The organism is Microtetraspora niveoalba (assembly GCF_001570405.1).
In the GTDB taxonomy this organism is placed as follows: domain Bacteria; phylum Actinomycetota; class Actinomycetes; order Streptosporangiales; family Streptosporangiaceae; genus Microtetraspora; species Microtetraspora niveoalba.
Genome location: NZ_BBYM01000036.1, coordinates 76285 through 89808 on the forward strand (window position 1 = coordinate 76285; position 13524 = coordinate 89808).

Annotated in this window: 11 protein-coding genes; 8 read left to right on the forward strand and 3 right to left on the reverse strand. The window is 73.1% G+C overall.

What is annotated here, in order from left to right; genetic code table 11:
• Window positions 1-154 precede the first annotated feature (154 nt).
• The 3 genes from AWQ70_RS30320 to sepH all read left to right on the forward strand — a co-directional run bounded on the left by AWQ70_RS30320 (window position 155) and on the right by sepH (window position 5166).
• A complete protein-coding gene (locus AWQ70_RS30320) occupies window positions 155-1357 on the forward strand; it encodes an MFS transporter (RefSeq protein ID WP_067183586.1) in 1203 nt (400 codons plus the stop codon).
• Window positions 1358-1444: 87 nt separating this feature from the next.
• Window positions 1445-2722: a D-arabinono-1,4-lactone oxidase gene (locus AWQ70_RS30325; RefSeq protein ID WP_067183628.1), complete on the forward strand. Its 1278-nt coding sequence runs from the start codon at window positions 1445-1447 to the stop codon at window positions 2720-2722.
• A 302-nt stretch (window positions 2723-3024) separates the two neighbouring features.
• A complete protein-coding gene (gene sepH / locus AWQ70_RS41595; protein ID WP_245647219.1) occupies window positions 3025-5166 on the forward strand; it encodes a septation protein SepH in 2142 nt (713 codons plus the stop codon).
• Between the two features lie 295 nt (window positions 5167-5461).
• Here the strand turns inward: sepH and AWQ70_RS30335 are convergent, their stop codons facing one another.
• Both AWQ70_RS30335 and AWQ70_RS30340 read right to left on the reverse strand, forming a co-directional pair.
• Window positions 5462-5836, reverse strand: coding sequence for a hypothetical protein (locus tag AWQ70_RS30335; protein WP_157530622.1), 375 nt, complete (start codon window positions 5834-5836; stop codon window positions 5462-5464).
• 161 nt (window positions 5837-5997) lie between these two features.
• Complete coding sequence (locus tag AWQ70_RS30340; RefSeq protein ID WP_067183590.1) at window positions 5998-6732, reverse strand: AfsR/SARP family transcriptional regulator; 735 nt, start codon at window positions 6730-6732, stop codon at window positions 5998-6000.
• A 296-nt stretch (window positions 6733-7028) separates the two neighbouring features.
• Here AWQ70_RS30340 and AWQ70_RS30345 point away from each other — a divergent pair, with 296 nt between their 5' ends.
• The gene (locus AWQ70_RS30345; protein WP_067183593.1) at window positions 7029-8093 is read left to right on the forward strand and encodes an ATP-binding cassette domain-containing protein; all 1065 of its coding nucleotides are present in this window, start codon (window positions 7029-7031) and stop codon (window positions 8091-8093) included.
• Window positions 8090-8902, forward strand: a complete 813-nt coding sequence (locus AWQ70_RS30350; protein WP_067183596.1) for an ABC transporter permease — start codon at window positions 8090-8092, stop codon at window positions 8900-8902. The genes AWQ70_RS30345 and AWQ70_RS30350 overlap by 4 nt, the downstream gene beginning before the upstream one ends.
• A gap of 7 nt (window positions 8903-8909) precedes the next feature.
• Here AWQ70_RS30350 and AWQ70_RS42150 read toward each other — a convergent pair whose 3' ends face one another.
• Window positions 8910-12260: an AfsR/SARP family transcriptional regulator gene (locus AWQ70_RS42150; RefSeq protein ID WP_281197135.1), complete on the reverse strand. Its 3351-nt coding sequence runs from the start codon at window positions 12258-12260 to the stop codon at window positions 8910-8912.
• 221 nt (window positions 12261-12481) lie between these two features.
• Between AWQ70_RS42150 and AWQ70_RS30360 the strand changes: the two genes are divergently transcribed.
• The 3 genes from AWQ70_RS30360 to AWQ70_RS30365 all read left to right on the forward strand — a co-directional run.
• Window positions 12482-13027 (forward strand): YbhB/YbcL family Raf kinase inhibitor-like protein, encoded by a 546-nt coding sequence (locus tag AWQ70_RS30360; RefSeq protein WP_067183598.1) that lies wholly within the window; start codon window positions 12482-12484, stop codon window positions 13025-13027.
• 1 nt (window position 13028) lies between these two features.
• A complete protein-coding gene (locus AWQ70_RS39410) occupies window positions 13029-13214 on the forward strand; it encodes a hypothetical protein (protein WP_157530624.1) in 186 nt (61 codons plus the stop codon).
• A partial coding sequence (locus AWQ70_RS30365) for a hypothetical protein (protein ID WP_157530626.1) occupies window positions 13211-13524 on the forward strand: 314 nt, incomplete at its 3' end. The genes AWQ70_RS39410 and AWQ70_RS30365, both read left to right, overlap by 4 nt.

The window sequence follows — 13524 nt, forward strand, 5'->3', positions numbered from 1 at the left end:
GGTACCTTGATCGAGAAACCACTTGCCACCCCGGCGGGTTGTAAGTCATGGTCTGGCAGGATAAGTGCACGTCCGCGTGCCACGAGCGGGGAAGCTCGCGGCCGCACCGATCGCATCGAGGTGCCCGGACGCACGGAGTGCGAGGGGAATCGACATGGTTGGGCCGTACCGCGGGCTCTTCGGCACGCCCGGAGTCAAGGGCTTCGTCATCGCGGGTTTCGTCGGCCGGATCCCGATGTCCATGCTCGGCATCGGCATCATCCTGCTCGTGTCGGAGCTGACCGGCTCCTACGCGACGGCGGGCGCGGTCTCCGCGGTGGAGTCGGTGGCGTTCGCGCTCGCCGCCCCGCTCTCCGGCCGGCTCGTGGACCGGTTCGGCCAGGCCAGGGTGCTCGTTCCGCTGGTCTTCCTGCACGGCGCCGCGCTCGTCGCGCTGATGCTGTGCGCCCACGGCAAGGCGCCCGCCTGGACCCTGTACGCGACCGCCTTCGTCGTGGGCGGCGCCGCCACCTCTCTCGGGTCGATGGTCCGGGCCCGGTGGTCGCACGTGCTCGACGACCCCGCGAAGCTGCACACCGCGTTCTCGTTCGAGTCCGTGGCCGACGAGGCGATCTTCGTGGCCGGGCCCGCCTTCGTCACGGCGCTCGCGACCGGCGTCAACGTCTACGCCGGGCTCGTCGTCGCCATCGTGCTCGCCGTCGCCGGCACCCTCGCGTTCGCCGCGTTCCGGTCCACCGAGCCGCCCGCCGGACGGCACCGCGAGCACGCGGGGTCGCCGATCGCGATCCCGGGGGTCGCGCTGCTCGCGGTGGTCTTCCTCGCCGTGGGCTCGGTGTTCGGATCGGTCGACATCGTCACCGTCGCGTTCGCCGAGGAGCGCGGCGCCAAGGCCGCGTCGGGCCTGCTGCTCGCCTCGATCGCGAGCGGCAGCATGATCTCCGGCCTCTGGTACGGCTCCCGCCACTGGAAGATCGACCTGCGCCGGCGGCTCGTGCGCGGGCTGGGCGTGTTCGTCGTGGGGCTGACGCCGCTCGTCCTGATGGGCAACGTCCCGGCGATGGCGGTCGCCCTCTTCTTCGCCGGGCTGGCGATCTCGCCCACACTGATCACGGGGTTCTCCCTCGTCGAGCGGATGGTGCCCGGGTCGCAGCTCACCGAGGGCATGTCGTGGTTGTCCACGTCGCTCGGCTTCGGCGTGGCGATCGGGGCGTGGGCGGGCGGACGGCTCACCGACAGCTTCGGCGCCTCCAACGCCTACGGCTTCCCGCTCGTCTGCGCGCTGCTGGCCGTCGTCGCGGGCCTCGCCGGGTCGGCCTGGCTGCGCACGCCCGAGACCGCCGGAAACGACGCCGCCTGACTCCCATTTTCCGGCCTTCGACTCTGGCTTCGGCCCATATTTCATGAGTATTGTTCATATTCTCCGAAAACGTGGGCTTGGATGGTCATGAACGAGTTCCGCAACTGGGCCGGCAACCAGTCGGTCACCCCCGCCGAGATCAGGACGCCCGCGTCCGCGGCCGAGGTGGCGAAAGCCGTACAGGACGCAGCGCGCGACGGCCGGCGGGTGCGCATGGTGGGCACCGGGCACTCCTTCACCGGCGTCGCGCTGGTCGACGGCATCCTGCTGCGGCCCCACGCGCTCACCGGTGTGATCGCGACCGGTGACGACTGGGCCAAGGTCGCCGCGGGCACCCCCCTCCACGTCGTCAACGACGAGCTGCACCGGCGCGGCCTCGCGCTCGCCAACATGGGCGACATCACCGCGCAGACCGTCGCGGGCGCGATCCAGACCGGCACCCACGGGACCGGACGGGACATCGGCGGCCTCGCCGACCAGGTCGTCGAGCTGGAGATCGTGCTCGCCGACGGCACGATCACCACCGTGAGCGAGGGCCCGCTGTTCGACGCGGCCCGGGTCGGCCTCGGCGCGCTCGGGATCCTCACCGCCGTCACCTTCCGGGTGGAGCCGTCGTTCCTGCTGCGCAGCCGCCGCGAGCCGCTGCCGTTCAGCGGCATCCTGGAGACGCTGGACGAGCTGACCGCCGAGAACGAGCACCTCGACTTCTTCTGGCTGCCGCACACCGACACCTGCCTGGTCAAGCGCAACAACCGCTCCCCCGGCCCGGCCAGGCCCACCGGCCCGTTCAAGCACTGGCTGGACAACGTCTTCCTGGAGAACACGATCTTCGGCGCCGCCTGCGCCGTGGGCGCGAAGATGCCCGGCGCGATCCCGCGCATCAACGGCATCTCCGCGAGCCTGCTCGGCGCGTCCGAGTCCGTCGACACGTCGTACAAGATCTTCAACTCGGTGCGGGAGGTGCGCTTCCTGGAGATGGAGTACGCGATCCCGCGCGAGAACCTCACCCAGGCGCTGCGCGAGACCCGCGACCTCATCGAGCGGATGGACTGGAAGGTCACCTTCCCGGTCGAGGTCCGGGTGACCCCGCCCTCGGACGCCTGGCTGTCCACCGCGTACGGCAGGCCCAGCGCGTACATCGCCTGCCACATCTACCGCCCGACGCCGAACCCCGCGTACTTCGAGGGCGTCGAGGAGATCATGACGAGGTTCGGCGGCCGTCCGCACTGGGGCAAGCTCCACACCAGGGACGCCGCCTATCTGGCGACGGTCTATCCGAAGTTCGCCGACTTCGTGGCGCTGCGGGACGAGCTCGACCCGCGGCGGGTGTTCACGAACGACTACCTGGACGTCGTCCTGGGCTGACACCCCATGAACGGGCGGGGCCGCCGGCACGTCCCTTCCCGGCGGCCCCGCCCGCGATCGGGCCGCCCCGCCCCGGCTCACCGCGACTCGCCGGAAATCTCGGAGGAACAAGAACCGCTTGCTCAACCCCGCCACCCTGTAGAAAGGTGAATGCGACAAATGTGACCGGCGTCATGTCGCCTGCCACGCCCCTGGGGAAGGCGATGTTCGGACATGCCGGGTACGGTGCTGGAAGGCAACCGGCTCACGCGAGAGACTCAAGGGTCCGGGGGAAGATTGAGCACGACGACGAAGGGACTCGCATGCAGGAGCTCCGTCTCGTCGCGGTGAGTGAGGACGGCACCTACCTCGTTCTGGCGACGGCCGGGCGCGGTACGCGGTTCACGCTTCCCGTCGACGACCGGCTCCGCGCTGCCGTCCGCGGCAACTTCTCCCGTCTCGGCCAGTACGAGATCGAAGTGGAGAGTCCGTTGCGCCCCAAGGAGATCCAGGCTCGCATCCGCGCCGGTGAGTCGGCGGAGGAGATCGCGGCCACCGCCGGCATCCCGGTGGAACGTGTCCGCTGGTTCGAGGGGCCCGTGCTCCAGGAACGCGAGTACATGGCCCAGCAGGCGCAGCGCGTCGCCGTACGACTTCCGGGCGAGACCACGCCCGGTCCCACGCTCGGCGAGCTGGTCGCGGAGCGGCTGACCCGGCGCGGCGTGCCCGCCGACGAGATCGACTGGGACTCCTGCAAGCGCGACGACAACCTCTGGCGGGTGAAGCTCGGCTTCGTCTGGAACGGTCACACCCGGCACGCGGAGTGGCTCTTCGACCCGCGCCGCCGCCACATCACCCCGAACGACGACGAGGCGATGCGCCTGTCCGCCGCCGAGTACGTCGAGCCGGTCGCCCGCGAGGACACGACCGTGCGGCCGTTCCTGCCCCGCCTCGCGTCCAAGCTCGCGCCCGTCCCGCCGCTCCCCGACGGCTCGCTCTCGATCCGGGCCGGCCGTCCCGAGCCCGACTTCCCGTCCGTACGGCCCGAGCCCGCGCGGCGGGACGAGCCGGTCCACGAGGAGCCCGCCGCACGGACGGCGGCCGAGACGGCCTATCTGCCCGAGGCCCCGTTCGTCGCGGGCACCTCCGTCGTCCGCCCCGAGCCGGGCCGGGAGACCGCCTTCCACCTGCGCCAGCCCGTCCAGGGCCAGCCGGTACGGCCCGAGGCCGAGACGCCCGCCCCGGTCCGGATGGCGGGCCCCGCGCCGATCCACGGCGGCGCTCCGCCGCCGAGTGCCCCCGACGACGTCGCGAGGGGCGCCGCGTCGCCGGCCTTCCCCGGCGACGCGCCCGGCGAGCCCGCCGGATCGGCGACGCCGCACGCCGAGGAGCGGCTCTCCCTCGTGCAGGAGAGCGCGGCGCCGCAGCACACCGGCGCCGAAGGCGGCCTCACGGCCGCGCCACCCGAGGCCGCGCACACCGATGACGGGAGCCGCGAGCACGCCGACGGCGGCACGACGGGCGACACGGGCGTCGAGGCGGACGCGACGGGTGTCTCCTCGCCGGACGCCGCCACGCCCACCGACGTCCAGGCGGTGGACCCTGTTACGGCGGCCCCTGTGACAGCGGCCCCTGTGACAGCGGACGTTGTGACGGCGGACGTTGTGACGGCGCCCGAGGAGGGAGCCGCCGCGCCGCCCACCGCACAGGACGACGCGCGGGACACCGCGGCCGACGCAGTGCGGAACACGGCGGCGGACGCGACGTCGGAGCCGGGTGACGGGACGCGTCCCGCCATCGAGGAGACAACCGAGATCGCGACGCCGGTCACGCCTGCCGCGACATCGGCGTCCGAGGCCGCCGAAGCCCCTGCTAGCGACGGGACACGTCAGGACGCACCGGTCACGTCCGCTCCCACCGCCTCGGCCCCGGGCGACGCCCCGGACGTGGCAGGGGGCGAGAGGCGCACCGGATCCGCCGCCGACCCGACCTCCGAACCCGTCGCCGCACCGGCCGCGTCGACTCCTGAGCCCGCGCCCGCTTCCGCACCGGCCGCGTCGACTCCTGAGCCCACGCCTGCTTCCGCACCGGCCGCGTCGATGCCTGAGCCCGCCGCCGCATCGGCAGCATCGGCCCCTGAGCCCGCCGCCGCGCCGGCCGTCGAGCCCGTGCCGGAGAAGGCCCCCGAGCCCGTCGCCGTACCCGCCGCGAGGGTCAGCGAGGAGCGGGCCGCGCCGGCCGCCTCGGCGCCTACGGCCGCTCCCAGCGTGGCCCCCACTGCGGCTCCCGCTGCGGCCCCGGGCAAGGGCACGGGCAGGGAAGGCGCCGCGAAGGAGCCCAAGCCCGAGCCGCCGGCTCCGCCCACCCCCAAGCCCGCACCGGCCCGGCCCCGCAAGTCGCGCGGCCGTCGTGCCTCGGTGCCGACCTGGGACGAGATCATGTTCGGCGCCAGGAAGCAGGAGTGATGGGAACGATCCGTTCGATCCCTTCGATCCGTTCCTGACGGAACATCCGCTCGGCCGTCTCCCCCCGCGTCACATGGATGAACGGCCCGGAAACGCCGCGGTCCCCTGGGCCGAGCACACGATGAGCGGTCGTCACGCCCCCGACGGGCGCCGTACACGACCGCCCCCGATGTGACGCACCCGACCGCGCGCACGACGCGTGCGATCATCCGCTTGCGGGGCGACCCGGCAAGCGGGGGCGTGGCGCACGACCACGCCCCCTGCCCGTCACCGCTCCCGCGAAGAGGGCGACCGGTCACTGCATCTTGTGCATACGCTCCTGGTGCATGCGCTCCTTGTGCATCTTGTGCATGTGCTCCTTGTGCATCTTCTTGCAGCTGTGGAAGCCCTTCTCGTAGCCGTCCGAGTAGCCGCGCTCGTAGTCGTCGGCTCCGGCCACGCCGTGCATGCCCTTCTTCATCTCCTTCTCGGCCTTGCAGTCCGCGTGGCCGTCCTTGTAGCCGTCGCGGAAGCCCTTCTTGTAGTCCTCCCGGTCGAACGCCGGGTTCTGCGATGTGCTCAGAGTCGCCTCTGAGGGGGTGGCCGAAGCGTGGGAGACCCCGGCCGGGCTGAGGACGAGAGTGGTGAGGAGGGCCGAGCCGAGCAGCATCACACGTCCCGTGCGTCGCATGGCCGTCTCCTTTCTCCATCGGGCGCCCCCGCCGATCTCCGGCGAAGACGCGCGCGACTTTCGGTTCAAATCGCATCGTCACAGGGACCGCGCCACCGGGCCGCCACGCCCGCGTGACGGACGCGTGACCGGTCGCGGACCTCAGCCGGAGGTCACGGGACTCAGCCGGAGGTCGCGCGCCGCAGACCGGCGACGAGTGCGCGCAGGCGGGGCGAGGGCGGGATGCTCAACTCCGCGTGCAGGAGACCGGCGCAACGCTCATAGTCGCGCAGCGCCTCGGCCTGGTTCCCCTCGGCCAGATGGGCGCGGATCAGCGCGGCGTGTGCGCTCTCCCGCAACGGCTCCGCCCGTACGGCGAGGCACGCGGCGGAGACCGCCTCCGCGAACCGCCCGGCGGCGACGAAGTCCTCGACGAGCGCCTCCAGGGCGTGCACGCGCAGGCGATGCCACTCCTCCGCCTCGGGGATCACCCAGTCGTCGTACCAGCCGGGCAGCAGGTCGGCCGAGAGCGTGCCGACGGCGGACGGGCTCAGGTCCCGCTCGCCGGTGGGCGTCGCCCGGTCCAGGATGCGCCGGGCGAGCGCCCGCGCCTCGTCGATGTCCACCCGGGCGGCCGGGCTCAGCCGTACGTCGGTCGCGCCGATGTCGAGGATGCGCCGGCCGACGCCGTCCAGGCGGGCGAGGGCCGACCGCAGGCTGGCGTGCGCCCTCCGGTCCGGGGCGTCCGGCCACAGCGTGCCCGCCATGAGCGCCCGGGGCACGGACCGCCCGCAGAGGGCGATGAACGAGAGGAGCCGCTCGGCTCCGCCGGAGACGGCCACCTGATCGCCTCCGGCGAGCAGCCGGAACCCGCCGAGAAGAGTGATCCGCAAAGCACCCCAGTCGTGGCTCTCCATGATCCTCCCGTCTCGCGTGGGAAACGGCTCGCATGGGAAACAGATGGAATCCGGGACCGACCGGCGGGTTCCGCCGCGCTTTCCTCCCCTAAGTACCCGATATGTGGTAAATCGCTGTGATTCTTCACCGAATGGGTGGCTAACGAGCTTCCAATCGGACGTCCCCCGAGGTCACACGGCCACCCCGGGCCGGGATCAGCGCCGCGTCAGCGATATGTCAGCGCCCGGCCGCGGGGATCAGCGAAATGTCAGTGCCGTCCTCCAGAGTGAACACCACACCGACGAGAAGAGAGATCATGACTTACGCGATCAAAGCCGAGGGGCTGGCCAAGCGCTATGGCGAGACGCGGGCCCTCGACGGCGTGGATCTGGAGGTGCCGCGCGGCCGGTTGCTCGGAGTCCTCGGGCCGAACGGCGCGGGCAAGACCACGGCGGTGCGCATCCTCGCCACGTTGCTCCGGCCCGACGGGGGCCGCGCCGAGGTCGCCGGGTACGACGTCGTCCGGCAGGCCCACCAGGTGCGGTCGCTGATCGGCCTGACCGGGCAGTACGCGGCGGTCGACGAGACGCTGACCGGCGTGGAGAACCTGGTGATGATCGGCCGGCTGCTCGACATGCCGCGGGCCGAGGCCAGGCGGCGCGCCACCGAGTTGCTCGCCCGGTTCGACCTGACCGAGGCGGGCGGCCGGGCCGCCAAGACGTACTCCGGCGGCATGCGCCGCAGGCTGGACCTCGCGGCGAGCCTGGTGGGCCGCCCCCAGTTGTTGTTCCTGGACGAGCCGACGACCGGCCTCGACCCGCGAAGCCGGGCCGACCTGTGGGCGGTCGTGCGCGGCCTGCGGGACGACGGCGTGACGGTTCTGCTCACCACGCAGTACCTGGAGGAGGCCGACCAGCTCGCCGACGACATCGTGGTGTTCGACCACGGCAAGGTGATCGCGAGCGGCACCTCCGACGAGCTCAAGGCCACCACCGGCGCGCAGGTCCTGGAGGTGCGGCCGCTGCTGCCGTCCCATCTGGACCTGGTCGCCCAGGTGGTCGGCGACGTCCTCGGCTCCGCGCCCGAGACCGAGGGCGGGCTGGTCTCCGGCAGCGTGCGCGATCCCTCGCTGGTGCCCTCCATCGTGCGCCGTCTGGACGATCTCGGCGTGGTCGCGGCCGAGCTGTCGCTGCGCAAGTCCAGCCTCGACGAGGTCTTCCTCGCCCTGACCGGCCACCGCGCCGAGGACGCCGCCGGGGGCGGAGACGAGGGCGGAGACGACGGCCGGGACACGAGCCCGGACGGCGGCGCCGGTGGCGGATCCGGTGCTCACGACGACACGCGGGGCGGCTCCGCGAGGAAGAAGGAGGTCGCGATATGACGGCCATCATGCCGGCGGCTCCGGCGGTCACCGTCTCGACGAGGCCGGGGGTCGCGGCGACCCTCCGCCACACCGCCACCCTCGCGTGGCGCAGCCTGGTGCAGATCAAGCACAATCCGATGGAGCTCATCGACCTGAGCATCCAGCCGATCATGTTCCTGCTGCTGTTCACGTACGTGTTCGGCGGGGCGATCGCCGGGTCCACCGGCGACTACCTGCAGTTCTCCCTGCCGGGCCTGGTCGTGCAGAACATGCTGTTCGCCAGCCTGACGACGGCGATCGGGCTCAACACCGACATCACCAAGGGCGTGTTCGACCGGCTGCGCAGCCTGCCGATCGCCCGTTCCGCGCCGCTCACCGGGCGCATCGTCGCGGACACGCTCAAGCAGGTGTGGGCGTTCGCGCTGTTCCTCGGCCTCGGCATGGTCCTCGGGTTCCGCGTCCACACCGGCGTGCTCGGCGTCATGGGCGCGCTGGCGCTGCTGCTCGCGTTCGCCCTGGCCATGTCCTGGGCGGCGGTGCTCATCGGGCTGACCGCGGAGAACCAGGAGAAGGTGCAGATCATGGCGTTCTCGCTGATGATGCCGATCACCTTCACCAGCAACGCGTTCGTGCCCACCGACACCATGCCCGGCTGGCTGCAGAAGTGGGTGGAGATCAACCCGGTCACCCACCTGGCCGACGCCGTGCGCGGGCTCCTCAGCGGCGGGCCGGTCGCCTCCAGCGCGACCGTCTCCCTGTTGTGGGCGGCGGGGCTCGCCGTGGTGTTCGCCCCGCTGTCCATCCGCGCCTTCCGCAACCGCGCCTGATCGCCGATCAGCCGGGAAGGACGGCGAGCACGTCCTTCAGCGTCAGCGCCCGGCCGCGCTCGTAGGCCCGTGAGAACGCCTCGGGTCCGAGCGCGGCCCGCGCGGCCGCGGTGATGCGGGTGTGGTCGAAGGCGACCACCTCGTCCACGCCCCGCATCGCCGCGGCGGCGCCGAGCAGGAGCGCGGCCAGCTCGGGATCGCCGTCGAGGAGCGCCGATCCCGCCCGGGCGATGAGCACATGTCCGATGACCGGACCGTCCTCGGCGGCGACGGCGGCCTCCAGGGCCTCGGCGTGCATCCGGCGGGACCGGGCCGCGTCGCCCTCCTGCTCGGCCAGCAGGCCCAGGGACGCCCGCACCATCGCCCGGAACTGCGGCGGGTGGACGACGGGGCCGTCGATCAGCCGCAGCGCCTCGGCATAGTGCCTCCGCGCGAGCTCGAAATCGCCGTCCTCCCGGGCGAACTCCCCGCGGACGAGCTCCACGCCCGCCACACCGACCGGGTCGTCCGCCGCGACGCAGACGCCTTCCGTCTCGTCGAGCACGACGCGCGCGCCCGCGCGGTCCCCGGCCGCGTTGAGGGTCAGCGCCAGCCGGCTCCGCATGTACGGCGTGTCGTCGGAGGCCCCGATCTCCTCGACGAACGCGATGGCCTCGCGCATGACCGGGATCGCGGCCGAGTTGTCCCCGCGCATGGCGCTGACCTCGGCCAGCGCGGACAGCGAGTTGGCGATGCCCCAGCGGTCTCCCGTCAGCGTGAAGCCCTCAAGCGCGGCCCGCACGTCGGCCTCCCCCTCGGAGACCCTGCCGCTGTTGAAGTGCAGGTGCCCCCGGAAGAGGTGCGCGGACGCCACCAGCCACGGATCGGGGTCGGCGAACAGCTCTGCGAGAGAGGTGCCCGCCGCGTCGGCCTGGCGGAGGAAGAGGCTCAGCACCGGCCGGGCGAGCGCCACGATCGGGTGCCGGGACCCTGGCGCGAGCAGCTCGACCAGCGAACCGACGGCTTCGAGGGCCTCCCGCGCCCGCTCCCAGTCCGCGGACCCGCCCAGGGCGGTCACGCCGTACACCGCGAGCAGCAGGGCCCGCTGGGCCGGGTCGGCGTCCCCGGGGACGATCCGGATCACCTCGGAGGTGCGCGCGGCGCCCTCCCCGCGACGGCCGGCCAGCCACCAGTACCAGGCGAGCCCGCCCACCAGCCGGATCGCCAGGTCCGCCTCGCCCTCGTCGGTCGCCCAGCGCAGCGCGGCCGACAGATTGTCCTGTTCGGCCGACAGCCGCGCCAGCCACTCGAGCTGGTCCCGCCCGCGCAGCCGCGCGTCGGCGGTCTCCGCCAGCTCGGTGAAGTACGCCGCGTGCGCCAGCCGCACCCGCCGCTCCTCCCCCGACTCGGCGAGCCGCTCGGCGGCGTACGCCCGGATGGTCTCCAGCATGTTGTAGCGGCCGTCGTCGTAGACGACGAGCGACTTGTCCACGAGGTGGCCGAGCAGGTCGAGGGTCCAGCCCGACATGCCGGGCCCCGCGCAGACGTGCTCGGCGCTCTCCAGGGTCGCCCCGCCCGCGAAGACCGACAGCCGCGCGGCGAGACGCCGCTCGTCCTCGTCCAGCAGCTCCCAGCTCCACTCGACCACGGCCCGGAGCGTCTGGTGCCGCGGCAACGCCGTACGGCTCCCGCTGGTGAGCAGGCGGAACCGGTCGTCGAGGCGGCTCGCGATCTGCCCGGCCGAGAGGGTGCGCAGCCGGGCGGCGGCCAGCTCGATGGCGAGGGGCATGCCGTCGAGTTCGCGGCAGATGCGTTCGACGGCGGGCCGTTCGCCGTCGACCGCGTACCCCGGCCGGGCGGCCGCGGCGCGGTCGGCGAACAGCCGTACGGCGTGGCCGGGGTCGAGCGGGCGGACCGGCCACAACATCTCGCCGGTGATGCCGAGCGGCTCGCGGCTGGTGGCGAGGACGCGGACGTCCGGGCAGTCGGCGAGCAGCCGGTCCACGAGGACGGCGGCGGGCTCGATCAGGTGCTCGCAGTTGTCGAGGACGATCAGCGCGCGGCGGCCCGCGAGGAGGCCGGCCAGCCGCTCGGTGGGGTCGGCCTCGGGGTGCGCCGCGACGCCCGGACGCCTGGTCATCAGGCTCGCGTCCCTCAGGCCGAGCGAGGTGAACACGGTCTGCGGGATCTCGCCGGGGTCGCGCAACGACGCCAGCTCGACCAGCCACGCGCCGTCGGGCACATCGGCGGAGAGCGTCTCGGCGGTCTCGACGGCGAGCCGCGTCTTGCCCGCCCCGCCCGGGCCGAGGAGCGTCACCAGGCGGTGCGCGTCCAGCAGGCCGCCCACCCGCTCGACGTCCGTCTCGCGGCCGACGAAGCTCGTCAGCCTGGCCCGCAGGTTGCCCTTGCGCGCGGCGGGCGCGGACCGGCCCCGCCCCGCTCCCTCAGGCGCCCACCCCACGGCGTCCCCGGCCCGCCCGACGGTCGCGCCGGCCTGCCCGACGGTCGCGCCGGCCCGCTCCGCGGATTCGTCGGCCTCCGTCAGGACCCCGTCTGCCCGCCCGACGATCTCGGTCTCGGCCGTACGCCGGGGGGCGCCGTCCGCCCGTCCCGCGGCTCCGCCGTACGGGAGGGCCTCGCGGCGGAGCACGGCGAGGTGCAGCTCGGCGAGCCGGGGCGACGGGTCCGCTCCGAGCAGGTCGGCGAAGGCGGTCCGGGCCTCCTCGTAGGCGCCGAGCGCCTCCACCTGGCGTCCGGAGGCGTAGAGGGCGCGCATCAACTGGCCGCGCAGCCGCTCGCGCAGCGGGTGCGCGGCGATGAGGGCGGGAAGCTCGGGCAGCACCTCGGCGTGGCGTCCGAGGAGGAGGTCGGCGTCGACGCGGTCCTCGGTCGCGGCGATCCGCAGGTCGTCGAGCCGGGCGGCCCGGGCGGCGCCGTCGGGCAGGTCGGGGAGCGCGGGCCCGCGCCACAGCGCGAGGGCGTCCCGCAGGGTGCGGGCGGCGACCGCGGCGTCCCCGGCGGCCAGCGCGCGGCCGCCCTCCCGGCACAGCCGGGTGAAAAGGTGGACGTCGACCAGGTCGGGCGAGACGGCCAGGCGGTATCCGGACGGATGGGCGACCACCAGTTCGCGGTCGATCACGGCGCGGAGCCGGGAGATCAGGGCCTGGAGCGCGTTGCCGACCCCGCTCGGCGGGCTGCCCTCCCACACCCCGGCGACGAGGGCGTCGACCGGGACGGCCCGGCCGGCGTCGAGCAGGAGCGTCGTGAGGAGGGCCCGCAGCCGCTGCCCGCCGATCTCGATCGCACGGCCGTCCTTGCGGACTTCGAGGGGGCCGAGGACGGAGAATCTCAGACCTGTGTCCCGTTCCGTCCCGACCATGCCTTGATTATCCGTCTCCGCGGGAGCCGGCGAGCCATCAGGCCGCGGGCGCCGTGCGGGTGGCCGCCGCGCCCCCGGTGACCACGGGCGGGACCCCTTTCCCCGCGCCGCGCGCGCCCGGCGCTCCGCGGGCTACGGGGAGCGCGCGCGAAGGCGGCCGAGGGAACGGATCGGCGCGATCCGGTCAGCGCACCGTCCAGATCCGCGTAGCATCATCGGGCATGGGGTCGCCGAACAAGTCAGGACGCGCGCGGCGTGCCGTCGCCATCGCGGCGGTCGCGCTCACCGCATCGGGCTGCGGGATCCTGGGCGGCGGCTCGCCCAGGAACCTCGACGTGATCAGTGTGTCGAGCCCGCGCTTCCGCGACGGCGCCCCCTTGCCGCACGGCTACTCCTGCAACGGGGGGATGGGCAACCCGCCCCTCCGCTGGTCGGGTACGTCGGGCGCCAAGTCGGTGGCCCTCGTGGTCGACGACAACAGCCCTCGGAGTGAAGCGGAGGTGCACTGGGTGGTGTTCAACATCGACCCCAACACCACCGAGCTGGCCGAGAACGGCGTTCCCCGCGGCGCCAGAGAGGGCAAGACGACGACCGGGAAAGTCGGGTACGCGCCTCCGTGCTCGGCGGACGGGAACTACCGTTTCACCGTGTACGCCTTGAACGAGAAACTCGATCTCCAGCAGGGCGCCCCCCTCGCGGAGACACTGGAGCGCATCGCCGACCACACCATCGCCCGAGGGCGCCTCACCGCCTCGAACATCGAGTGACATGCCGAACACCGCAGGTAGCAGCGCCGCGCCAATCTTCGCCAAGGGTGTGACAACGGTCATCGTGGTCGAGCAGAATCGGATCCAATTGCTGAGCGCAGGTGAACAAAGGGGGCAGGTCGCGTCGATGGCCGCGCGACCTCACCGGCGCCGCTGGAAGGCCATGGCCTTGAGGGTGGTGCTATGATCGCGGTCATTTCTGGCCTCGTCGCCGTCGTGCTCTTGGTGCTGGTGGTCGTGGCCATGGGCATGCGGTCGATGAACCGCAGGGAGAGTGCTCTGCCTCCCGAGCGGTTGAAGGCGATGGCCGAGAACAAGGGTCCGAAACCCCGGCGTCCCGCCGAGGAGACCTTCTTCGAGAGCTTTCCCAAGGGTTTCGACACGTTCGAGGATCCCAAGTCGGCCAAGCAGCAGCGCGCCGCGGGCGCCCGTCCGGCCCCCCGGCCCGGCGGGCGGCAGGCCTCGCGGCCGGCGCAGCGCGGCAAGCAGGCCGCCGC

Bases quoted from the DNA above. Each gene is read 5' to 3' on its own strand.
- AWQ70_RS30320 (WP_067183586.1), top strand. From the start codon at position 155: ATGGTTGGGCCGTACCGCGGGCTCTTCGGCACGCCCGGAGTCAAGGGC.
- AWQ70_RS30325 (WP_067183628.1), top strand. From the start codon at position 1,445: ATGAACGAGTTCCGCAACTGGGCCGGCAACCAGTCGGTCACCCCCGCC.
- sepH (WP_245647219.1), top strand. From the start codon at position 3,025: ATGCAGGAGCTCCGTCTCGTCGCGGTGAGTGAGGACGGCACCTACCTC.
- AWQ70_RS30335 (WP_157530622.1), bottom strand. From the start codon at position 5,836: ATGCGACGCACGGGACGTGTGATGCTGCTCGGCTCGGCCCTCCTCACC.
- AWQ70_RS30340 (WP_067183590.1), bottom strand. From the start codon at position 6,732: ATGGAGAGCCACGACTGGGGTGCTTTGCGGATCACTCTTCTCGGCGGG.
- AWQ70_RS30345 (WP_067183593.1), top strand. From the start codon at position 7,029: ATGACTTACGCGATCAAAGCCGAGGGGCTGGCCAAGCGCTATGGCGAG.
- AWQ70_RS30350 (WP_067183596.1), top strand. From the start codon at position 8,090: ATGACGGCCATCATGCCGGCGGCTCCGGCGGTCACCGTCTCGACGAGG.
- AWQ70_RS42150 (WP_281197135.1), bottom strand. From the start codon at position 12,260: ATGGTCGGGACGGAACGGGACACAGGTCTGAGATTCTCCGTCCTCGGC.
- AWQ70_RS30360 (WP_067183598.1), top strand. From the start codon at position 12,482: ATGGGGTCGCCGAACAAGTCAGGACGCGCGCGGCGTGCCGTCGCCATC.
- AWQ70_RS39410 (WP_157530624.1), top strand. From the start codon at position 13,029: ATGCCGAACACCGCAGGTAGCAGCGCCGCGCCAATCTTCGCCAAGGGT.